This window comes from Candidatus Omnitrophota bacterium (assembly GCA_030695905.1).
Taxonomy (GTDB): domain Bacteria; phylum Omnitrophota; class Gorgyraeia; order 2-01-FULL-45-10; family 2-01-FULL-45-10; genus CAZHPY01.
Window position 1 is genome coordinate 1 of sequence record JAUYOL010000017.1, and the last position, 23,186, is coordinate 23,186.

The window sequence follows — 23,186 nt, forward strand, 5'->3', positions numbered from 1 at the left end:
TCTTTCGTAAACTATAGACTACACCGCTATCATTCATATCAGCACCTCCAATCAACTGCAATTATACACTATTATTATAAACGACTAAAAAACACAACTAAAAACTTCGATTCCAGTCACCACGAGTGGGAAACAATACACGTGGCTTAAAATATAAAAAAGTAAGAAAATGCGAAATATCATTGACAAACGTATAATATATGATAATATAGTGTAATATGTGCGAGCATATACACTTAGGTAAAAATAAGGTTATTACCGCCATCTTTGTACCCCTGGCGGTGATATTTATCATTATATGCGGTGATTACGCCTATGGCGCAGGCCAGGCAAAAGAATCCACAAAAGAATTCATAAGCGAAGAAGATCTTATCGATGAAACAAGATTTGAAGTTGAAAAACATCTCAATGACAAAGAACCTGTAAGAGCAAAACCCGTAGCAGTCGTAGTAGAAAAATTATCATCCCCAATAGCCACAGAAAAGCGATCCGTTGCCGAAAAAACCCCCGTTGCATCCGAAGAGAAATCGTCCTCGAGTGATGAAATGCTGCCGGTTGTAGAAAGCGAGCCTGTCCAGGCAGAAGAAGCGCCTGCCGCCATGAATCAGGATACTTCCCAATTTGTAGAAGAGCGGGGTATTCTTCCATCCGATGTTACTCCCGTTGCGGTGCAAGATGTAAAAAAACCGGTCGCGGAAGAGGTAGATTTTTCTGTTAAGGATCAGAAGGCAGCCGTTAAGCCTGCCCTGGAAGCGCCCTTACTTAAAAAGATGGACGTGGGCAAGATAGGCGCCAGTCCATACTATGAAACATATGAGGGTTTGAGGCTATTAAAGTACTTCACGGTTGCCCAGCGCGTCGAGATATATCAGGAGCCTAGGCCGATAGACTCATACATACTGGATGCGCATGCGATGAGATATTTGTATGAGAATACGCCTTGGAATATAAAAAGTGACTACAGGACGCAGTTGACGCCTATATTTACCAGGGCGTATGGGACAGAGGTTACCATAAGCGACCCGAAAAACAAAGAAGGCCAGCTGCGCTATACCCTTGATTACCGCGATATATATAAAAATTACTTTCCCAAATATCAATACAGTATCTCGGGCGCGCAGCAGGCCTTTTTAAAAAAAGAGATGTGGGAACAAAATGAAATCCTTTTAATGCATTCAAAGAATTTAGAGCCGATAAACTGGCTATATACCTTTAACTTGGGATTCCGCTATTCTACAATGTCGGCTAAAAGCGATATTAATTACACCGAGATAAGGAATACGTACTTCAGTAGCCTATCTTTGGCTCCCACTGATCGAATAGAGTATTTCTTTCAGGGCGAATATTATAAGAGCATGCATGTTAAATCGAGCTTCGCCTATAGCCCGGACCACTTCCTTGGCAGGACGGAGGTAAGGATAAAATCGAAGGATTATAAAACAATGTTCGTGCCCCAGTTCAGCTATTCAAAAGACCTTTATTATCCTTTCGCGAATTCATTTGAAAAATACGAGATAGCGCTTAGAGTTGGCCGTGACTTCACCAAAAGATTCAGCGCTTCAAGCACTCTTCAGTATGTGTATTCTTTCAGAGACGAGCCGGATAATACAGCGCCGCTGTATGCCTTTAAAAACCCTCTAAAGGACAAGGCCGAATACATATCGTTGCAGAACAGGTTTAGCTATAACGTATATGACAGGCTGTATTTACAGGCAGGCCTTGACTTAGCAAACGGCCTTAACTGGTCCATTTTTGATAACCTTGGATTATTGGGCGGTCTCGAGTATTACGCGCCTGGCATGATCCGCATTGACGTGGGATGGAGAGGGAATTACTATTACAACCTGCAAGATTTTATGAACTCCATCTATTTCAAATTCTACCTGTTCATGTAGGGCGGGATATTATGAGGCTCAATAAATTACTCGTTTTTTTTGTTGTAATAGGTTCATTGACATTTTTAACAGGCGGCTGCGGTGGTAAAAAGGTTGTAACGGCAGGGGGAAAAACGCCTGTCGAGATAAAGGTCGCATTTTGGGGCGGGCCCGACGAAGTAAGGATAATGTCAGGCGTTATCGATGAATGGCAAAAGTCCCATCCGGATATAATCGTAAGATTGGAGCATACGCCGTACCGCGGCTATGTTGATAAGCTGTTGACAAGGATAGCAGGCCGCTCTTCGCCGGATATTATATGCACGGAAGTGGATCTATTCGTAACATTTCAGTCAAAAGATGTATTGCTCGATCTTTCTCCATATGCGGCCAAAGACCCCGAATTCGATATAGAAGGATTTTACCCCGAAATAATAGATAGATTTACCGTAAACGGAAAATTATACGCTATTCCCAGAGACACTGCGCCGTTTGCCTGCATCTATTACAATAAGAAGCTCTTTGACGAAGCGAAAATCCCGTATCCGACCGATGACTGGAACGTTTCCGATCTTCTTGATAAAGCGAAGGCCCTGACGAAGATTGACAAAGACGGCCGCGTAACGCAATATGGCTTTTATGCCTGGGCATGGCCGAATTTTGTATACGCGTTCGGCGGCGGCCTGGTTGACAACGTAAATAATCCGAAGAAGTGCACGCTTGATTCGAAGAAATCACTGGCGGGGCTGGAATTTTACTCCGACCTTATAAATAAGTATAAAGTGCATCCGACTTCTACGGCCATGACTAACCTTGCTATGGGCGTGCAGGGCATGTTCATGACAGGCCGCCTGGCGATGTTCGCGTCGGGTATATGGGAGACGCCGGGATTGAGGAAGATAGATAATTTTGAATGGGACATTGCGATGTTCCCCAAAGGCCCCAATGGGCAAAGGGCATTCGGGACAGGCGGCTCCGGATATTGTATACTTAAAGACAGTAAGCATCCGAATGAGGCATTTGAGGTAGTGAAGGCGTTATCGGGCAGGAAGGGCGAAGCGATGCTCGCCGATGCGGGGTTGGCGCAGCCGGCGATGGTGGATGTTACAAGAAGCGAGCACTGGGTATTGAACGACAATCCTCCGAGCAACAAGAGGATGCTCGATGAAGCTATGAAGTATGTCGTATATGAGCCTTTTCATCCCGCGTGGAGAGAGGCTGAGGAATTATATATAAACCCGGAGCTGGATCTGGTATTTAACGGCAAAAAATCAGTAGAAGAATCGGTAAAAAGCTTTATCGGTAAAGTAAACGATTTATTGAAGTAGTTGTTAAAGAGTGAGAATCTCGGGGAAAAATAGAAAGGGGGAGGTAATTATGTTTAAGAGGAGCATATGTGTCGCAGTTCTGATGGCGATATTCGTCAGCTTTGCGGCAGCTGGTTCTTTCGCGGCACAGAAGCCAGGCGAACTATTGATCGCCGACTTCAATTCTGGCGAAAAGCCAAATAGTATCGGCGGTGATTTTGGTGCATGGAATAAGGATCCCGCTGATTTTACGCAAGGCTGCACAGAGGCATTTGACACCGCCAACAGACATGGTGATTCAGGCTTTGCTATGAAGCTCGACTACAGCGTTGATTCCAAAAATCCGGCGTATAACGGATTTTGGATGTCTTTGAATGGCGTCGATGCTTCAAAATATGATAATCTTGCTTTTTGGGTGAAGGGTGACTCAAAGACAGGTTATACGACCGTGTTCAAAGTAGAACTGAAGAACGCGGGAAAGCAGATCGGCCGTTACTATGTTACAAATGTAACGGATGGCTGGCAGGAGGTAGTGATACCTTTGTCGGAATTCAAAGGCCTTACCGATCTTTCGAATATGAGCGAGCTCGTTGTCGTGTTTGAGGACAGGATAGCATCCAATAAAAAAGGTGTTATCTACTTAGACGATATCAGGTTTGCGAAGAACAAGTAATTAGCCTTTAAGAGAACGGGTAGATTTGGCCTGCGATACTAGCTAAAACTAGTTTCGCGGGCCAAATCACAAAAATCAAAATTTTAGAAAAGGAAATTTTTATCAATGCAGTTTAATTTCAAGAAAGCCGGGACGGCGATATTTTTTTCTATACTTTTTTGTGTCTTTTTAAATACATTATCCTTCGCCAAAGAAGCACCCGGCAAGAATTTCGTACCACCTCTGGTATTGACCGATTACAGCACGGAATCCCTGATCACTAATGCAGGTTCTCTAAGCGGCGGCGATGAAGAACTGCCGGGCACGCTCTACGCCACGATAGCGGTAGATAACGGTTTTAGGCGCGGGGAGTCCGGGGCCGCGGTAAGGCTGGATTATGACGTGTCAAAGCCCGGAGATTATTCATTTTACTGGATGAAGCTCGGTAAGCAGCTTCGCGGTAAATCGGACGCGACCCAGGCTATAGATCTCGCGCAATATAATTACATCTCTTTCTGGATAAAAGGCACCCCTGATTTAAGTAAGGTTAAAGTAGAGATGCACCAGGATGTAGATACTAATGGGATGTTCGTATTTGGGAAAGATATTTCCAGCTTTGTATATACCAACCCATATATGAATGGGAATATCGACTCCAACTGGAAGAAAGTCATTATACCATTATCGGCTTTTGCCGCTATAAAAGACTGGTCAAAGACACTGGAACTGGTATTCGTTTTTGAAAACAAGAACGATACCCCCAAAGGTTCCGTATATATAGACGATATAATCTTCGGTTGCAGGCCGTCGCTTACCTTGCCCGCGGAAGGTGCTGTTGAAATCAAGGCGCCTGTTGAGGATTCGCTTAAAGTTAATGGGGTCGGCTCGAAACAATGCCTGACGTTTAAAGGTGTAAATACTATGGTGATAAACGCCCAGAGTATTCAGGATAATCCTTTCATCGAAAGCGTGTGGTTCGAATACAGCGTTGATAAAGGAACTGTGTGGAGGACTATAGGCACTGACTATGATGTGTCCAAGAGAACATACAAGGTGGACTGGCATCCCGATAACTCAAGAGAGTTATCGCGCCATGAGGTCAGGGCGGTGGCATCGGATATATGGGGCAATGAAAAACACACTAATATTTTGATAGACTGCCCTGTCCAGCCTATGTCGGACGATGAATTCCTGGACATGATCGAACGCAAATCCTTCGATTTTTTCAATGACCACCAGGATGCTAAAACAGGGCTCTTCGCCGACACCACAGGCGGCGGGGACGCGAGTATAGCATCGACGGGTTTTGGGGTAGCCGCTTTATGTATAGGCGCCCAACGCGGCTGGATAACGAAAGAGGACGCGCAAAAAAGAGTTGCGCTTGCGCTTGACGCATTTCTTCCGAGCCCGGATGGTCATGGGCCTCTGGCCGAAGGCAAATACGGGTTTTTCTATCATTTTCTAAATCCACATGACGGTAAACGCGCGGGCAAGAGCGAAATATCCACGGTAGATACCGCTATACTTGTCGCCGGCGCTTTGACAGCCGGTGAATATTTTGGCGGTGAAATAAAGACCAAAGCGGCCCAGCTATATTCAAGGGTCGAATGGGATAAATTTTTAAGCAAAGATTATCCTGTGAAAAATATGTTCTCCATGGGGTGGTCGCCGGAAAGAGGATTTTTAGAGTCTTACTGGGACTACTATACGGACGAAGGAGTGCTGATAACGCTTCTTGCTATAGGCTCGCCTACGCATTCAACCGGGCCGGAAGTCTTTTACGCGTGGACAAGGCAGAAGGGCAGCTACGCAAACGGCGCGGAATTTATACATTCATGGCACGGAGCTCTGTTCTCTTATCAGTATGCCAACGCGTGGTTTAATTTTCAGAATATGGTGGACAAGCAGGGTGTGAACTGGTTTGAAAATTCCACTAATGCTACTATCTCAAACAGGCAGTTCTGTATAGACAACTCGGAAAAATTCAAAGGTTTCGGCCCAAACAGCTGGGGAATAACATCTATGGCCAGGCCCGAAGGATACACCATGCATTTTGGGCCTCCGCCTACAGGAAACGGTGAGCCGGAATATGACGGCACGCTTTCTCCTACGGGCCCGGCGGGTTCGATAGTATTTACTCCATATCTTTCGCTCTCGGCGCTTAAGTATATGTACCTGAACTATCCAAAACTCTGGGGCCAATACGGTTTAAGGGATTCGTTTAATCTGGATAAGAACTGGTACTCGCCCATATACTATGGGATAGGCGAGGCCATGATACTTCTACCGGTAGAGAATTTTCGTACCGGATTTATATGGAAGTATTTTATGAAGAACGTATATATAGAAGAAGCTCTGAAAAAGGCAGGATTTACCAAAGTGCAAAAACGGAGGTAATTCTCATGAAGAAGTTAATCACTCTTGTAGTGGCTATGCTCTTATTGTCGGTTCCTGTCCTGGCTCAGGAAGCCAAAGAGGCCGCGCTTGATATAGACGCGCTGGCTCTGAAGATCGAGGACGCGCAGGATTGCCAGGCTTCGATGGACGCCTGCAAAGACGCTATCGGGCAATGCAAAGCTTACGATGACTATGAAAAGATGGTCGTCCAGCTGAAAAATATTGCCGCGAAGAAAAAGGACTACAAGTGCCCCGCCGCGCTGTATTACGCGATAGCCAAAGCGAGGGTAGAAGAACTCGCGTATCTTACCGATAAAAACGATATCGAGTCCGGCCGCGTTTATATGTCTGTCAACGAGAAGTACTATAATGAAGCACTGGAAAATCTCGATAAGGCGGATCAGATAAACAAATCAAAGGACCTGGCCCTCGATATATATTTCTTAAGATTCTCCATATTCAAGGAGCTTTTCCAGCCGCAAAAAGTGGACGCGGTTTTTAATGAGATAGTGAATAGAATCGCTTCTTATTCCGAAGAAAAATCCAAAAACTTAGCCAAGCTTAACGAAGTCTCCAAAAAGTTCGGCGAAAAAGGAATGGCTGATTACGCGATGAAACTGAAATTTGTCTATGCTTCCAAGGTCGACCCTGACAGCGCGAAGATGCTGGCTGAAGATATAAGGGCCGGCGCCGATAAGTATCTCGAAGAGAAGAACGTAAAAGAAGCTTTATCGACGTATGATATATACATTCAGCTTGCTGAAAATTATTATGACCAGGATGCGATGGCCGCGAAGATTATGGATATAGCCGAAAAATATTTTAATAAGAAACGTTATAAAGACGCGATGAAGTATTATTCAATGTATCTATTTAAATATGGCAGTTCTCAAGTGTCGGATTACGCGAGTTACAAGCTCGCTCTTTCATACTATAGTGATAGGGATTATCCGAACGCCGTTGGTAAGTTTGAGGAATTCCTGAAGACTTATCAGAACAGTGTGTGGTTCGAAAAAGGTTTCGAAGCTTTAAGCAGAATATATTATGAAACCTCGGATACCGAGAAAGCGATAGAGAACCTGCAAAAACTGATGGACGCGTATCCCCGCCGGGAAACGAGAGATTACGCGTACCTGCTTATGAGTATCCTGTATTACAGCAAGCCCGACTATGATAAAGCGCTCGATGCTCTCAAAAAGATACAGCAGGACTTCCCGGAGAGTGCCTATATTAATATAGTCGATACTCTGATAGCGGACACTGGCGATATAAAGAAGGGCGCCGCGCCCTCATATTCATTTGGCTCAAAGGATGTATTTAGAATGTGGGAGGCGTATATGCCCATAAGCGCCGCTATCAGCGCGGGCGACGGCGCTGTGACCGTTGATAATAAAGACGCGAAACCCGGAGAATTATTCATAACGGCGAAACCCGGCTCTAAAGTTACGTTCACGATCACAGGCACAGAGGATCTGGATAGATTCAATGAATACTGGCAGGATAAGGAAGACCAGTCAAGGCTTCCCAGAGAAGTAAAAACGGGATCTGAAAAAGATCTCGTGTTTTTTATATGGTCATGCGGCGATAATGGTAAATTTTTAGACGATAAACAAGCATCTTCCAGGACATGGCAGGCACCTGATGCGCCGGGAGATTACATTATTACAATAAACACTGGCGATATAGCATTGGTGCGTCCGCCCGATAATGGCACGAGAAAAGATCCGGCCAAGACGCTTACAGTATATGTCACGGTAGAGAAGTAAGAAAAGTCAGAAGATGAACAAGATAAGATTCACGATTCTTGCCGCGTTGCTTTCCTTTATTATCCTCGCTCCAAACGCTTTGTCCGAAAACCAGAATGAAAGCTGCGATGTACAGCTTCCTTACCGCACCATTATTGCCGATTTCAACAAAGGCGGGATGTCGACTAATCTACAGACAGAGATCGGCACCTGGGAGATGGACCCCGAAGATAAGGCTCAAGGTATCTCGGCCTCACTCGACAAAAATATCAAAGTAAACGGCTCCGGCAATTCTCTCAAAGTCGAATATAGCGTAAATTCAAACAAAAATGCCGCTAACGGCTTTTGGATGCAGTTAAGAAGTATTGATGCTTCCGGGTATGATCATTTTGAATTTTGGGTGAAAGGCGACGCGCCAAAAGGCTTTACAACGGTATTAAAGATAGAATTCAAAAAGATTCAACCCGATGATGAGGGACATGAAGAGACTATCAAGGGAAGCTATGTGGTTAAAGGCGTTACCGAGAATTGGCAAAAAGTATCGATACCGTTAAATGTGATGAACGGGATACTCAATTGGAAAGATATACGTGAATTTGTGGTGACTTTTGAGAAGAAGCGCGTCGATAGGCTGCGGGGGGTATTGTATTTCGATGATTTCGCGTTTGTAAGGACCGGAAGTCCGGGGCCCAGCATACGAGATGTGGTAAAGCACAAGAGGATGAAAACTGAATACAAGGTGGGCACCCAGGAATTCGTGAAATTTTTAATTTCAAGGTTAAAAGGCTTCCCTTCGAAAGTGTATGTCAGCAAAAGGTTGCCTTCCGACGATAAATCATTATTGCGCGAAATAGCTTTAGACACATGGAAATATTTTGATAATGCGGTAGATAAAGAATACCAGCTTCCGCTGGATAATATAGGTTTTCACGAAAAAGGCGTTTTTACCAGGGAGACGCGCATCGGCGACTACACAAACATTACCGATGTGGGAGTATACCTTATGTGTATAGTCGCGGCGTATGATTTTAAATTTATTACCAGAGAAGAAGCTATCAAAAGGATCAGCCTTACGCTCGACTCTACCGATAAACTGGAAACCTATAAAGGTTTTCATTATAACTATTACGATATAACGATATTTCAACGGACAAGTAACTTCATCTCTTTCGTGGACAGCGGATGGTTCGCCGCGGGAGTCGTGGTGGCCAAAAACGCTTTTCCAAATGAGTTGGGCGCAAGATGCCAGAAGTTGCTCGATAATATGGATTTCTCGTTCTTTTATGATCTTGTAGAAGGGACTATGTATCACGGTTACTACACAAATATAGATTATTATTCGGAATATCATTATGGCGCGCTATATACGGAGACAAGGGCCATAAGTTATCTTGCCATAGGAAAAGGCGATGTGCCTAAAGAGCACTGGTTTAATCTTGCCAGGACGTTTTCCAGTGACTGGTTATGGCAGACACAAACGCCAAAAGGCAGGCACCACAAAACTTATCTGGGATATTCTACAGAGGGCGGATACTATGATTACGAAGGCATGAAATTCGTGCCAAGCTGGGGCGGGGGCATGTTTGAAGCGCTTATGCCGCCCATAATAGTGGATGAGAAGCGCCTCGCGCCCAAAGGTCTGGGCATTAACAATGAAAGGCACGCCAAGATACAGATAAAGCATACGTTGGGAAAATTGGCGTATCCTGTATTTGGCATGTCGCCCTCATGCGTTCCGGGAGGCGGCTATAAGGAATATGGCGTAAAGCCTTTAGGGGTGAAAGGGTATAAGGCGGGTGTAGTTACGCCGCATGCCACGTTCCTGGCGCTTGAATTCGCGCCAAAAGAATGTATCGCTAATATAAGAAAGATGTTGAAGAACTATAAAGCGTATGGCGAGTACGGATTTTACGATGCTATAGATGTCAAGACCGGCAAGGTCGCGCTACAGTATCTATGTCTTGATCAGGCGATGTCATTTTTGGCGCTCGATAATTATCTTAATGACGGCGCGATAAGGAAGCGTTTTTCCGCGGATCCGATAAGTAAATCCGCCGAAGAGCTTCTCAAAGTAGAGGATTTTTTTAACTAGGTATGCTATAATTTTGGGGACTACTATGCTTAAGAGCTCCACAAAAGAAGCCATAGCCGGGTATATTTTTCTTTTACCCAATTTTTTTGGGTTCCTTGTGTTTACCCTCATACCTGTCCTGCTTTCACTCGTATTGAGTTTGGTAAATTGGGACATGTTGTCGATCCCTAAATTCGTAGGCCTGGATAACTTTATAAATTTACTCGGGTTCCATGTGGAAGCGGGTAGATGGACTGCCAACGACCCATTGTTCTGGAAATGCGTCGGTAATACGCTCTTTCTTATGCTCATTATACCTATAGAGATGGTGGCGGCGCTCCTATTGGCGCTGTCAATGAACCAGAAAATTATCGGGATAAAGTCGTTCAGATTTCTGTATTTTCTTCCTACGATAACTAATGGCGTGGCCATATGTCTTTTGTGGGCATGGATATATAATAGCGATTTCGGGCTGTTAAATTCCATGATTATAAAGTTTGGCGAGTTTATAAATATAACGCTAAGGGGCATACCCTGGCTTACATCGACCGAATGGTCCAAGCCATCGTTGATGATAATGGGCCTATGGGTGGCGATGGGCGGATACAATATGATATTGTTTCTCGCGGCGCTTCAGGGGGTGCCGCGTGAGTTGTATGAAGCCGCTGAAATAGACGGTGCCGATGGCTGGCAGAAATTTTGGGCGATAACCTGGCCCATGATAAGCCCGACCACATTTTTTATAGCCATAATGGCGATAATAGGCGGGTTTCAGGGTGGTTTTATGCAGGCATATGTGATGACAGGCGGCGGCCCAAATCGTTCAACGACGACGCTTGAGTACCTTATATATAATCATCTATATAGCTGGCAGCACGTAGGTTATTCCGCGGCTATAGCCTGGTTTGTGTTCGTTATAGTATTTTTGATAACGCTTTTTAACTGGCGTTACGGCGGAAAGCTTGTGCAGTATCATCATTACTAAAAAATATGACTAAAAAAGCAATTAATATTCACAGGAAGACAGAGATGAAGAGACTCGCTTTGGGTGTAGTCAAAAAGGCCTTCACATACTTATTTCTTATTCTTGGCGCAATTTCGATGATACTGCCTTTCTTCTGGATGTTATCGACTTCGCTTAAGTCGTATTCTTCGGTATTCATATTCAATATAAGCCAGATACAATGGATACCCAACCCGGTATATTGGGGCAACTACATAAACGTGTGGAAAGTAGTACCGTTTGCGCAGTTTTATTTTAACAGTCTTTTCGTATGCGCGGCTGTCACAATCGCGCAGGTCGGTACGAGCGCCTTGGCAGCTTATTCTTTTTCAAGGCTGAAGTTCCCCGGCAGAGAAAAAATATTTTTTTCATACCTCGCGACGATGATGATACCCGGCTCTGTTACCCTGATACCTGTTTTTGTCCTTATGAGGATATTCGGCTGGATAGATACTTATAACGCGCTGATAATACCTGCCGCGTTTTCCGCGTACGGGACTTTTATGCTAAGGCAGTTTTTTATGACTATACCGAGGGATCTCGAAGACGCGGCGAAGATAGACGGATGCAACTATTGGGGGATATTCAGACGCGTGATAATGCCGCTCTCCAAGACAGCGCTTGCCACATTGACGGTATTTGTAGCGCTTGGGAATTGGGTCAGTTTTATGTGGCCGCTACTTGTGACAAATTCGGTAGAAAAAAGGACGCTTCCGGTGGGGCTCGCGTATTTCCAGGAGTTGTATCAGTACGCGCAACCCGATTGGGGCTTGCTTATGGCGGGGTCTCTTGTTACAATGGTACCGGTGATGATCATATTCATATTCAGCCAGAAATTTTTTGTAGAAGGCATTAAATTAACAGGAATGAAGGGATAGTCCCTGAATTTATAGAAGAAAAAAACACAGGAGGGTAGCATGGGCAGGATGTTGTTAGTTTTCGCATTAATTCTAATATTGACGGTACCGGCAGCATTAACCGGTTGTGGCCAGAAGCAGGAGGTAGCGCAGGCTCCTGTAATAAAGCCGATGGAAGTTACCTCTGAAGACGAAGAGGCGGATATCGAAGAGGAAGATCTTTCGGCGAATATGCCCGCGGCCGCGGCGCCTGCGGTGTCCGGCAGCGTGAAGACGGTTACTGAATCGGCTATAGATAAAGCGTCAGCAATACAGGAGAGCCAGGAAAAGTTTAACGTCCAGCCGGCAGCTGCCGCGGCGGTTGAGGCGCCGAAGCCGTCAGAAATGCTTGTCTTGGCGGATTTTGACTCGGGAGAAAAACCGAATAACGTGGGCGGTAACTTCGGGGCATGGAACAAAGATCCGTCTGATCCCACGCAGTGGTGCAAGGAGGGCTTTGACAACGTGGTCCGGCACGGCGATAAAGGTTTCGCGATGAAGCTCAATTACTGCGTCGATTCTCCGAACCCGGCTTACAATGGTTTTTGGATGATGTTGCCCAATTTAGACGCGTCCAAATATGATACGATTAACCTTTGGGTAAAAGGCGACACGGATTTAGGGTACACGACAGTATTCAAGATAGAGATCAAAAACGCCGCCAAGCAGACGGGCCGTTACTATATTTCTAATGCAAGTGATCAATGGCAGCAGATTTCTATACCCCTGTCGGAATTTAAGAGTCTCATAGACAGGACAAATTTGACAGAGTTTGTCATAGTTTTTGAGGATAGGATGGCCACGAACAAGAAGGGCGCCATCTACATAGACGATATCACCTTTACCAAGAAATAGAAATTTAGCGTCATGAGCAAAATTCTGGATGCTTTGGATAATAAAGCTACAAAGAAACACGCTTCCGGTCTCGGTATGCAGGATGAGATAGCAAAGACCTATTTCCACGCGTCGCAAAAAAAGCCTGTTAAGAAGAAGCCTAAATGGGCTCCATTTTTACCATGGCTCGTTACGGCTGTTGTTATAGTGTTAGCTATTGTGATGGTTCTTTCAAAGAGCAGTATAGATATAAAGGTGCGGTTGCTCGGAGAGATACCCACATTTAAGGGTCCTGTGGCCCCGCAGGCGGTTGATAAGGGCGAGTTTTTGGTAAAAGGCGGCCAGCCACAGGCAGATATAGTCAAGAACGCCTATTTTGCCGGGGATGGAAAAGCATTTAGCGAAGCAAAAGAAGAAGAGGTTGTGCTCTGTAATGCGCGGGGAGCCGGCTGGGCCAATTATACAATAGAATTAAAAGAGCCGGTGAATTTGAATAACCTCGACGTAGTGTATACGGCAAAGGGCGCCAGGGGAGACGAGAGCCTGGTGTTGGTAATCGCGGACAGCAATAACCGCACTTACAGGATGGAGAAGGATCTTTCCTCGGCTCTTAAGGACGAGTGGAAAAAACATACCATAAACTTCAGATCCGTGAAAAAGACGCTGGATCTATCGAGTATAGTGGCTATAAAATTTGAGTTCGGCAGCCTGACGGCGGGTAACTATTCCAGCGCTGTTATAAATTTAAAAGATGTTTGTTTAACAAAGACAAGAAGGTTGAAATGGCTATAAGAAAAGAAGGCGTTTTTACCTATCATGTTTTGCAGGACAGGCAGCGCAAGAATCTCGCTATATTGGAGCTCATCAGGAAGAAGGGTCCCATATCGAGAGCGGATATATCCAGAATATTAGGCTTAAATATCGTCAGCGTATCGAACTATCTCGATTTTTATATAAACAAGAAGATGGTCCTTGAGGTAGGTTTCGATATTTCAAGCGGCGGCAGGCGCCCGGAATTGTTGGAATTGAACGCCAAGAGCGCGTGCATAATCGGCGTCGATATAAGCCCTAATACCATAAAAGCCGTTGTAACGGATCTTCAGGTAAGCTCTATAAGCAGAGCTTCTTCTCCCCGTCCCGATGTCAGCATGGAGGATCTGCCGCCTCATGTTATAAAAACAATAGACGAGGCTATCTCTAACAGCAAGATAGATGTAAAGACTATAAAGAATATAGGCATAGGTATATCGGGAATAATAGATTATGTGGCGGGAACCATACACGATACGGATCCGGAAAGATCAAGGACGAAGACAGGGCTCCTAAAATTTGGTAAAGCCATAGAGCAAAAATTCTATATACCTGTGTATCTGGGTAATGACGCGTCCTGCGCCGCATTTGGCGAAAAGACGCTTAATCCATCCTCGGATGTCGAGAACCTTCTATATGTGTATTCAGATGTGGGCCTTGGCATAGTCACTCAGGGAGAAGTTTACTGCGGCTCGAGCGGTTGCGCGGGCGAAGTGCAGCTTGTTTTCGGCGCCCTCCAGAAAGACGAAAAGAACGCCGCGAAAGAGTATGTGCACCTGCGGCCATGGGGTGTGGATTTAGGGATAGTTGATGAGGCGAAAAAAGCCGTAACGAAAGGCTTGTCGACCGATATAGTAAAGATAGCCGGTGGTAGCGCAGATAAGATTACTAAAGAAACGGTAGTCGAGGCGTCGAGGAAGAAAGATAAGATAGCGACAGAGATAATCTCATGCGCCGGGTCTAATCTTGGTATAAGGGTGGCGTATCTTGTTAATATATTTAACCCGGATATAGTGGTGATAGGCGGCGGAGTGGAGAAGGCAGGCGATATATTCATGGATGCCGTAAAGAGTACCGTGAAAAAATTCGCGTTTGAAGAGCCGGCCAGCATAGTCAAGATAATTCCCAGCATGCTTGAGGATAACGCCGTTGTGTTGGGTGCAGCCGCGCTTGCGGCGCGCGAAGTGTTTATAGAAGCTTAAGAAAGGGGTTTAGGATCAAGATGTGGTACTTAAAGTTACGGATGTATCTATTGATGGCGGTTTTGTTTGCCATAATTTACGCGATAGTCTCGATGGTGGGTGTTTACCTTGGCGTAACGAACTTTTACTTCTATCTCGGCATATCTCTTGTGATGATGCTTGTGCAGTATATGATAGGCCCTAAGATGGTTGAGTGGTCCATGAAAGTCCGCTATCTAAAAGAGGGCGAGTATCCTCAATTGCAAACCATGATCCGTTCTTTAGCCGAGTCGGCGAAGATGCCAATGCCTAAGATCGGCATATCGGATATCGCGATTCCCAACGCTTTTGCTTTCGGCCGCTCCAGAAAAGACGGCAGAATATGCGTTACCAAAGGCATAATGAACCTTCTTAACGAAGACGAGATGCGCGCTGTGCTGGGCCATGAGATGAGCCACATAAAGAATAAAGACGTATTGACGATTACGCTATTATCCGTAATACCCATGATACTATACCGCATCGCTTGGCAGTTTTTGTTTTTCGGGGGCAGACGTGATGATAGAAATCAGTCGAGCGCGGCCGTAGTGGGGCTCGTAGCGTTCATATTTTACTTTATAACGAATCTTTTGGTGCTTTACGCTTCCAGGATACGCGAATATTTTGCCGATAAAGGTTCGGTAGATCTTGGTAATAACCCCGCAAATCTCGCCTCGGCGCTGTATAAATTAGTATATGGCTCCGCGCGCATGCCTAAAGAAGAACTTAAGAACGCCGAAGGCATGAAGGCGTTTTTCGTTAATGATCCGTCGAGAGCGTTGAATGAATTAAGAGACTTAAAACAGCTCGATATGGATTCCTCCGGAACGATATCGGCTGACGAACTCACTGCGCTGCGGGCCAGGACAGTTAAGCTGAATGTCGGGGACAGGCTGCTGGAAGTATTCAGCACTCATCCAAACATGCTCAAGCGCATAAAGCGCCTTAGCGAATGGCACAATGCCTAAATTCGATTTTGAAGCCACCGGTATAGGAAGCCTACCATTTAAAGACACAAGCGCCGCGTGTAAGCTTATCTTCGATAATTTTAACGCTATTCCTTTTTGGCCGCAACTTCCCAGAAGGTCTTACAGGGAACATATGTATTGCCAATTCTCTGAGGGTATGCCGGGAATATTAATAGACGAAAATAAAAATACAATTCATGTAGACTCCAAAAAATGCGCTCTGGGGATGGAGAAGGCGTACCAGAAATTTCTCGACGGAGACACGCAATATTTCAAGATATCAGATTCTTTTGCGCAGGGCCTTTACGCGTTTTTGGATCTATTTAAGGCTAATTCCAAAGAAGCCAGATTTGTAAAAGGGCATATAACGGGTCCGGTGAGCTTCGCTCTCTCTGTGACAGATGAGAATAAAAAAGCTCTCATATACGATAAGGACATATTTGATGTTATTATAAAGGTCCTGTGTATGAAGGCAAAATGGCAGATAAAATTACTAAAGAAGCTGGGTAAAGAGGTAATAATATTCATGGATGAGCCGTATCTTGTATCTATAGGCTCAAGTTTTGTTAATATCTCTTTAGATGATGTTACAAAGGCGCTTGAGGAAGTAAACGCCGCTATTAAAGAGGAGGGCGCGGTCTCGGGCATACACTGTTGCGGTAATACCGACTGGCCGGTGCTTCTTAAAAGAGGCATTGACATAATAAATTTTGACGCTTATAATTTTATTAAAGAGTTCTCTTTGTATGCGTCCGATATAAAAGATTTTTTGAAAGGCAATGGTACGATAGCGTGGGGCATTGTGCCGAGTTCGGAAGATGCCAATAAAGAATCGACTGCGACCATTTCAAAGAGATTACAGGATTGCATAAAACAGTTGTCAGATAAAGGGATAGACGCGAAAAATATATCGTCGGTGGTAACTCCAAGCTGCGGGCTGGGAACACTGGAAGAAGATATGGCAAAAAAAATAATTAAATTGACGGGCGACGTTTCGCGCGGGATGGCAAGGTAATAATGGATGAAAAAATAGTTACAGATCAGGGGCAGCAGATCTCTCCGGCATCGAAAAATTACGCGGCGATAGACGAAGAATATTCCGGTTTTAAAAAGTCCAAAGTAGTCATACTGCAGGCTCCTTACGAAAAGACTGCTACTTATAAGAAAGGGACCGTCAACGGACCTTCCGCTATCATAGAAGCATCGAAGAAGATGGAACTTTTTGATGACGAGTTGAATCAGGAGACGTATAAGATAGGTATTCACACCATGGATCCCGTGGCCCTGGAGCAGTTAAAACCGGAAGAGATGGTGGATAATGTATACCAGTCTACAATGGATGTGCTGAAGGCGGGCAAATTTCCGGTCATATTGGGCGGAGAGCATTCTGTAAGCATAGGTTCGGTAAAGGCTTTCAAAGAGGTATATCCTAATATATCGGTGCTGCATCTGGACGCGCATAATGACTTGAGGGACGAATATTTCGGTTCCAAGTTTAACCATGGCTGTGTCGCCAGGCGTATAAGCGAGATCTGCCCGATAGTGCAGGTTGGTACGCGCAGCATGTCAAAGGAAGAAAAAGAATTTCTAAATACACAGGCCAGCGGCCGGATAAAGAATATAAGTGTTTACGATATTATCGAAACGCCGTTGTGGAAAGATATAGCGTCCAAGAATTTAACCGAAAATGTCTATGTGTCTATAGATCTTGATGTGTTTGACCCGTCTCTGATGCCAGGCGTAGGGACTCCGGAGCCCGGAGGTATAGGCTGGTACGAGACTCTCGATCTTCTGCGTGAAATAGCAAAGGATAGAAAGATAGTCGGATTTGATGTGGTTGAGCTTTGTCCTATAAAAGACCAGTTCGTGTCGGATTTTCTGGCGGCAAAGTTGGTATATAGGCTGTTAGGGTACATATTCCAGACAAAAAAATAGGTATAATATGTTATTAATGCCAAGGAAGCACCTTTTAGTTCCAAAGAAGATGTTCTTTACAAAGGGCGTGGGCACGCACAAGGTAGAATTGCGCAGTTTCGAGCTTGCGCTTCGCGATGCCGGTATAGAAAAGTGCAACCTGGTCCACGTTTCGAGCATCTTGCCCCCGGAGTGCAAGGTTATATCAAAAAATGAAGGTTTAAAAGAGCTGGTTCCCGGCGAAATAACATTTGCCGTCGTATCCAGATGCGCGGCAAATGAACCTCACCGCCTTATAGCTTCAAGTATAGGCTGCGCGGTTCCCGCCGACCCTCACGCGTACGGATATTTGAGCGAGCATCATTCATTCGGGCAGAATGAAAAGATCGCCGGTGATATCGCCGAAGATCTTGCCGTGGAAATGTTAGCGTCCACCATGGGACTGGAATTTGATGAAGATAAGTCCTGGGACGAAAATAAAGAGATATATCAGTTAAAGGATAAGATAGTCCGCACCTCAAATATCACGCAGACCGCAATAGTAGGTCCTGAAGGCAATTACTCCACCGTCATGGCCGCAGCAGTATTTCTGTTCTAAAATTTTTCTACTCCGATGCCGGAGACGCTTTCCAACTCAATCGGGAAGCTGCCCCCCAGTAGGGGACACTTTCCCGATGTGTTTGGAAAGCGTCTCCGGTATATGTTATAATATCAGTCTAAATATGAAGAGTATAAGGCTGCCATTTGAGGTAAAAAGCGCGATTTTGGCGTGCGGGGCCGATCTTAAAGGCGCGTTCGCGCTTGCCAAGGGCGATAAGGCGTATCTATTTGACGGATTCGGCGACCTCTCTGAGCTTGACAATTTTACCAGGTACATCAATGCTATTGCCGTGGCCCAAAAGGAGCTTAAGATAAGCCCTAAGATAATAGCTTGCGATCTTCATCCAGGGTATTTCTCGACCCAATTTGCCAAAAGCTTACAACCAAAAGCTTACAGCTTAAAGCTGTGTAAGGTTCAGCACCACGAGGCGCATATCGCAAGCGCGATCATTGACAATAACATTAAGGGCGATGTGTTTGGTGTGGCGTTTGACGGAACAGGGTATGGACTGGATGGTAATATCTGGGGCGGCGAGTTCTTCGTAGGAGGCCTAAAAAGCCTAAAACGAATCGCACACTTGGAGTATATCCCGATGCCTGGAGGCGATGCGTGTATTAAAGAGCCGTGGCGCATGGCGGCAAGCTACCTGTATTATATATTTGGCGACGGTTTTTTGAAGTTGAAGATAGATTTCGTAAAGTCCATAGATAAAATAAAATGGGCGGTATTAAAAAACATGATAGACAAGAGGATAAATTCTCCGCTAACATCCGGCATGGGCAGACTCTTTGATGCCGCGGGAAGCCTTGTCTTGAATAAACCGATAGCTAATTTTGAGGCCGAACTGCCGATAGAGTTGGAGAAGATAGCCGAAAAAGGAGTCGATGACAGCTACGATTCGGACAATAGCGCCGGGATTATCAAAGCGGTAGTGCGAGATGTCGGGAAGAATGTGCCCGCTTCAACAATATCGGCGAAATTTCATAATTCTATCGCTAATATGATAGTTGCAGTGGCGAAAAAGTCAAAAATTAAACAAGTTGTGTTATCTGGAGGCGTATTTCAGAATAGATATTTGATGTCCAGGACGGTAAAAATGTTGAATAAAAATAATTTCAAAGTTTATACTCATTTAAATGTGGAAACGAATGATTCGGGTATCCCCATAGGGCAAACTGCTATTGCGAACGCGAGGGCTGTATGTGCTTAGGTATCCCAATGAAGATAGTCGAGATTAAAGGCGATGAAGGGTTTGTCGAATCCGGCGGGCTGAAGCGCAAAGCGAATTTTTCTTTTCTGAAGCATCCTAAGATAGGAGAATACGTTCTGCTTCATGCGGGATTTGCGATTGAAAAGATCAAAGAGAAAGAAGCGCACAAAACCCTTAAAGCGTTAAAGGCTATAAAATGAAATACATAGATGAGTTTAGGGACAGGAAGTTGATAGATAAGGTGGCTGGCCAAATCCGCCGTGTGGCGGACCCCGGCCGCGCATACAATATCATGGAAGTATGCGGTACACATACTATGAGCATATTTCGTTTCGGGCTTCGCGATATCCTGCCGTATAATATAAGGCTTATCTCCGGCCCCGGGTGCCCTGTCTGCGTAACGCCGAATGAATTTATCGATAAGGCCATAGCGATAGCGAATATGAAAGATGTAATTGTCGCCACATTCGGTGATATGCTCAAAGTGCCGGGCTCACGTTCAAGTCTCGAAAAAGAGAAGGCCAGAGGCCCTGATATAAGGATAGTCTATTCGAGCCTCGACGCGCTTGAAATGGCCCGGAAGAACCCAAGAAAAGAGGTCGTATTTTTAGGCATAGGTTTTGAGACTACAGCCCCGACCGTAGCCCAGTCTTTAATAATAGCTAAAAAATGGAAATTAAAAAATTACTCGGTTCTATGCGGACACAAGACGATGCCTGAAGTGATGGAAGCGCTTGTGCGCGATAAACTGACAAAGGTGGGCGCGTTTTTATTGCCCGGGCATGTAAGCGCGATAACAGGAATATCGCCATATCAATTTTTAAGTAAAAAGTATAATAAAAATTGTGTCGTATCTGGCTTTGAGCCGCTCGATATACTGCAGTCGATACTTATGGTGATCAAACAGGCTGTGCCAAAAGTCCAGATACAGTATAACAGGATCATAGAGACCAACGGCAACCCGTTGGCCAGAAAAGCCATAAATAAAGTTTTTGAGAAATGCCCGTCGGTTTGGCGCGGCATAGGGCGCGTAAAGGATAGCGGCCTTAAAATAAAAAGATCATATAAAAAATTTGACGCCGAATCAAAATTCCGGCCGAAGATCGAAGCGCCGAAAGATAGTATAAGATGTTTTTGCGGATATATTTTAAAAGGACTGAAGACGCCTTACGATTGCCCTTCTTTCGCCAGGACGTGCACTCCGGAAAATCCGGTGGGAGCATGCATGGTATCGAGTGAAGGCACTTGCGCGGCTTATTATAAATATGGAAAAAATACTATTAGCTCACGGTAGCGGCGGAACATTGATGCATAAATTGATCGATTCTCTCTTCATAAAGGGATTTGGCGGCATCGTATTGAAAGAAAAGAAAGATTCCGCGATACTAAAATTAGGGGAAAGGAAAATAGCGTTTACGACCGATTCGTATGTTGTGGATCCGATATTTTTTCCCGGGGGAAATATAGGAAGCCTTGCCGTGCACGGCACAGTTAATGACCTGTCCGTCTGCGGCGCGAAACCATTATTTATATCTTTAGCCTTGATAATAGAAGAGGGACTGGATCGGGATATACTGGAAAAGATAACACGTTCTATCAAGAACGCGGCCGGCGCCGCGGGTGTCGAAATCGTTACGGGCGATACGAAGGTGGTGGAAAAGGGGTCATGTGATAAGATATTTATAAATACCAGCGGTATAGGCGAAGTTTATTATGAAGACCTATCGGTCAACGCGATAAGGCCGGGTGACAGCGTTATTATAAACGGAAATATCGGAGAGCATGCCATAAGCGTGTTGTCCAAAAGGGAAGGCATAGCGTTTACCTCAAAAGTATCGAGTGATTCGGCGCCATTAAATAAACTGATCGAAAAAGTTCTCAAAGTATCCGGCAGAATAAGATTTATGAGGGATCCGACGAGAGGCGGAGTGGCTACAACATTAAACGAAATATGTCAGCAAAGAAATTTTGGTATAGCGCTTGATGAAGACAGCCTGCCTGTAAGCGAAGGGGTTATGGATGCCTGCGAACTCCTCGGTTTCGACCCCCTGTATCTTGCCTGCGAAGGAAGGTGCCTGATAATCGCGGCAAAAGAGGATGAAAAGAAGATAATATCCGCCATGAAGAAAGATGCGTATGGGAAAAACGCGAAAATGATAGGGCGTATTACAAAAGATAATCACGGTAAGGTTTATATGAACACCATTTCCGGCGGGAAAAGAATTGTAAGCATGTTATCAGGTGAACAATTGCCGAGGATATGTTAATATATGTACAAAGACCGTATTTATAGGCAGTGGGTTAGAAGCGACGGCCTTGTCACGTTTGAAGTGAAAGAGGTTCAGACGGATCTTTTGATATCCTCCGACAAAAACTTGGAAAAACAGGCCAGGGCCAGCGTTTTAAATTATAGAAAAGATATAGAAGAGTATGTTAAAAAAAATAGTTCTTTCTATACGTCGCTTGAGCCGGTCAGGGTAAGCGCTGATGCTCCTGCGATAGTCAGGGCAATGGCCGGCGCCGCCGAAAAGGCGGGTGTCGGGCCCATGGCGGCGATAGCGGGAGCGATGGCGGAATTTGTCGGTAGAGACTTGCTCTCGTTCTCGCGGGAAGTCATAGTGGAAAATGGCGGCGATATTTTTATGAAGACAAAATCCGCAAGGCGCGTCGGAATATACGCCGGAGAAACATCGCCTTTTACCGGCAAGATAGCCATTGAAATACAACCGGATGAAAAAGGCGTGGGCGTCTGCACATCGAGCGGAACGGTTAGCCATTCTCTGAATTTTGGAAAAGCGGACGCGGTGTGTATAATATCGGAGAATACAGCTCTTGCCGACGCCGTAGCAACTATAGCGGGTAACGCGGTAAAGGGTAAAGATGATATCGAAAAAGGTATCACAATAGCAAAATCTATAGATGGGGTAAAAGGAGTTTTGATCGCAGTCCAGGACAAGATGGGAAGCTGGGGCAATATAAAACTGGTTCAATAAGTCTGCCTATCGGCGGACAGGGAGGTCGTGATGGTATCGAAGCGCATAGTATTGACATTTCCGCATAAATTACTCGACAAACCGGTGGTTTATAAACTCGTCAAAGACTTCGACCTTGTATTTAATATTCTTCAGGCCAAGATAACACCCAAAGAGGAAGGTATTCTCATACTGGAGCTGACGGGCACAAAAGAGAACTACGCAAAAGGTGTAAAGTTCCTGACAGACCTGGGTGTAAATATACAGCCGCTAAGCAAAGACGTTACGAGAAACGATGATCGCTGTACACAATGCGGAGCTTGCGTTACCATATGTCCTTCCGGAGCATTATATATAGACAAGGATACGATGAAGGTCATCTTTGATTCAGATAAGTGCATCGCCTGCGAACTCTGCGTCAAAGCCTGCCCGCCCAGAGCCATGGTTGTAAAACTCTAACATTTTTATTGTGCTTCCCATAACCGTAGGCTTAGGTTTATATGTCTATCCCCCCACACGGTAAATTTTCTCCACCCATATCTAAGGGGCCCCCGAGGGATGGGGTATTGAGCTGAAAATCTTTACGGGTGGCGAGGGATAAGCCTTGAGGGTGGGTTCAATAAGGCGGCGAGTGTTTACGGGATGGGGTTACCAGCCCCCGCTGATTTGACTTTGTGATTCCGGAACAAAGCAAGCGGGGGCGTGAAAGATA

The 23,186-nt window shown here is 45.1% G+C and carries 21 protein-coding genes; all 21 read left to right on the forward strand.

The window, feature by feature from the left end; translation table 11 throughout:
• The first annotated feature begins 218 nt into the window (after positions 1-218).
• The 21 genes from Q8R38_02870 to Q8R38_02970 all read left to right on the forward strand — a co-directional run bounded on the left by Q8R38_02870 (position 219) and on the right by Q8R38_02970 (position 22,933).
• On the forward strand, positions 219-1,895 hold the full coding sequence (locus Q8R38_02870) for a hypothetical protein (GenBank protein ID MDP3790968.1): 1,677 nt from the start codon (positions 219-221) through the stop codon (positions 1,893-1,895).
• An 11-nt stretch (positions 1,896-1,906) separates the two neighbouring features.
• On the forward strand, positions 1,907-3,202 hold the full coding sequence (locus Q8R38_02875) for a sugar ABC transporter substrate-binding protein (GenBank protein MDP3790969.1): 1,296 nt from the start codon (positions 1,907-1,909) through the stop codon (positions 3,200-3,202).
• A 49-nt stretch (positions 3,203-3,251) separates the two neighbouring features.
• Entirely contained in the window at positions 3,252-3,854 is a 603-nt protein-coding gene (locus tag Q8R38_02880; GenBank protein ID MDP3790970.1) for a carbohydrate binding domain-containing protein, read from the forward strand.
• Positions 3,855-3,959: 105 nt separating this feature from the next.
• Positions 3,960-6,230, forward strand: coding sequence for a glucoamylase family protein (locus Q8R38_02885; GenBank protein MDP3790971.1), 2,271 nt, complete (start codon positions 3,960-3,962; stop codon positions 6,228-6,230).
• Positions 6,231-6,235: 5 nt separating this feature from the next.
• Positions 6,236-7,996: a tetratricopeptide repeat protein gene (locus Q8R38_02890; protein ID MDP3790972.1), complete on the forward strand. Its 1,761-nt coding sequence runs from the start codon at positions 6,236-6,238 to the stop codon at positions 7,994-7,996.
• A gap of 13 nt (positions 7,997-8,009) precedes the next feature.
• A complete protein-coding gene (locus Q8R38_02895; GenBank protein MDP3790973.1) occupies positions 8,010-10,067 on the forward strand; it encodes a glucoamylase family protein in 2,058 nt (685 codons plus the stop codon).
• Positions 10,068-10,092: 25 nt separating this feature from the next.
• Positions 10,093-11,031, forward strand: a complete 939-nt coding sequence (locus Q8R38_02900) for a sugar ABC transporter permease (GenBank protein MDP3790974.1) — start codon at positions 10,093-10,095, stop codon at positions 11,029-11,031.
• A gap of 44 nt (positions 11,032-11,075) precedes the next feature.
• Positions 11,076-11,927 carry a carbohydrate ABC transporter permease gene (locus tag Q8R38_02905; protein ID MDP3790975.1) on the forward strand — a complete coding sequence of 284 codons (852 nt, stop codon included), beginning with the start codon at positions 11,076-11,078 and terminating at the stop codon, positions 11,925-11,927.
• Between the two features lie 39 nt (positions 11,928-11,966).
• On the forward strand, positions 11,967-12,800 hold the full coding sequence (locus tag Q8R38_02910) for a carbohydrate binding domain-containing protein (GenBank protein MDP3790976.1): 834 nt from the start codon (positions 11,967-11,969) through the stop codon (positions 12,798-12,800).
• A 12-nt stretch (positions 12,801-12,812) separates the two neighbouring features.
• Positions 12,813-13,571 carry a hypothetical protein gene (locus Q8R38_02915; protein ID MDP3790977.1) on the forward strand — a complete coding sequence of 253 codons (759 nt, stop codon included), beginning with the start codon at positions 12,813-12,815 and terminating at the stop codon, positions 13,569-13,571.
• The gene (locus Q8R38_02920) at positions 13,562-14,791 is read left to right on the forward strand and encodes an ROK family protein (protein ID MDP3790978.1); all 1,230 of its coding nucleotides are present in this window, start codon (positions 13,562-13,564) and stop codon (positions 14,789-14,791) included. The genes Q8R38_02915 and Q8R38_02920 overlap by 10 nt, the downstream gene beginning before the upstream one ends.
• Positions 14,792-14,811: 20 nt before the next feature.
• On the forward strand, positions 14,812-15,777 hold the full coding sequence (locus tag Q8R38_02925; protein MDP3790979.1) for a zinc metalloprotease HtpX: 966 nt from the start codon (positions 14,812-14,814) through the stop codon (positions 15,775-15,777).
• Positions 15,770-16,792 (forward strand): hypothetical protein, encoded by a 1,023-nt coding sequence (locus Q8R38_02930; protein MDP3790980.1) that lies wholly within the window; start codon positions 15,770-15,772, stop codon positions 16,790-16,792. The genes Q8R38_02925 and Q8R38_02930 overlap by 8 nt, the downstream gene beginning before the upstream one ends.
• Before the next feature lie 2 nt (positions 16,793-16,794).
• A complete protein-coding gene (gene speB / locus Q8R38_02935) occupies positions 16,795-17,712 on the forward strand; it encodes an agmatinase (GenBank protein ID MDP3790981.1) in 918 nt (305 codons plus the stop codon).
• Between the two features lie 7 nt (positions 17,713-17,719).
• A complete protein-coding gene (locus Q8R38_02940; protein MDP3790982.1) occupies positions 17,720-18,289 on the forward strand; it encodes an arginine decarboxylase, pyruvoyl-dependent in 570 nt (189 codons plus the stop codon).
• A 124-nt stretch (positions 18,290-18,413) separates the two neighbouring features.
• On the forward strand, positions 18,414-19,502 hold the full coding sequence (locus Q8R38_02945) for a hypothetical protein (protein MDP3790983.1): 1,089 nt from the start codon (positions 18,414-18,416) through the stop codon (positions 19,500-19,502).
• Between the two features lie 8 nt (positions 19,503-19,510).
• Positions 19,511-19,702, forward strand: coding sequence for a HypC/HybG/HupF family hydrogenase formation chaperone (locus Q8R38_02950; GenBank protein MDP3790984.1), 192 nt, complete (start codon positions 19,511-19,513; stop codon positions 19,700-19,702).
• Complete coding sequence (gene hypD, locus Q8R38_02955; GenBank protein MDP3790985.1) at positions 19,699-20,796, forward strand: hydrogenase formation protein HypD; 1,098 nt, start codon at positions 19,699-19,701, stop codon at positions 20,794-20,796. Before Q8R38_02950 ends, hypD begins: the two co-directional genes overlap by 4 nt.
• Positions 20,762-21,769, forward strand: coding sequence for a hydrogenase expression/formation protein HypE (hypE, locus tag Q8R38_02960; GenBank protein MDP3790986.1), 1,008 nt, complete (start codon positions 20,762-20,764; stop codon positions 21,767-21,769). Before hypD ends, hypE begins: the two co-directional genes overlap by 35 nt.
• Before the next feature lie 3 nt (positions 21,770-21,772).
• Complete coding sequence (locus Q8R38_02965) at positions 21,773-22,495, forward strand: UPF0280 family protein (GenBank protein ID MDP3790987.1); 723 nt, start codon at positions 21,773-21,775, stop codon at positions 22,493-22,495.
• 30 nt (positions 22,496-22,525) lie between these two features.
• A complete protein-coding gene (locus Q8R38_02970) occupies positions 22,526-22,933 on the forward strand; it encodes a 4Fe-4S binding protein (protein MDP3790988.1) in 408 nt (135 codons plus the stop codon).
• The last annotated feature ends 253 nt before the right edge of the window (positions 22,934-23,186 follow it).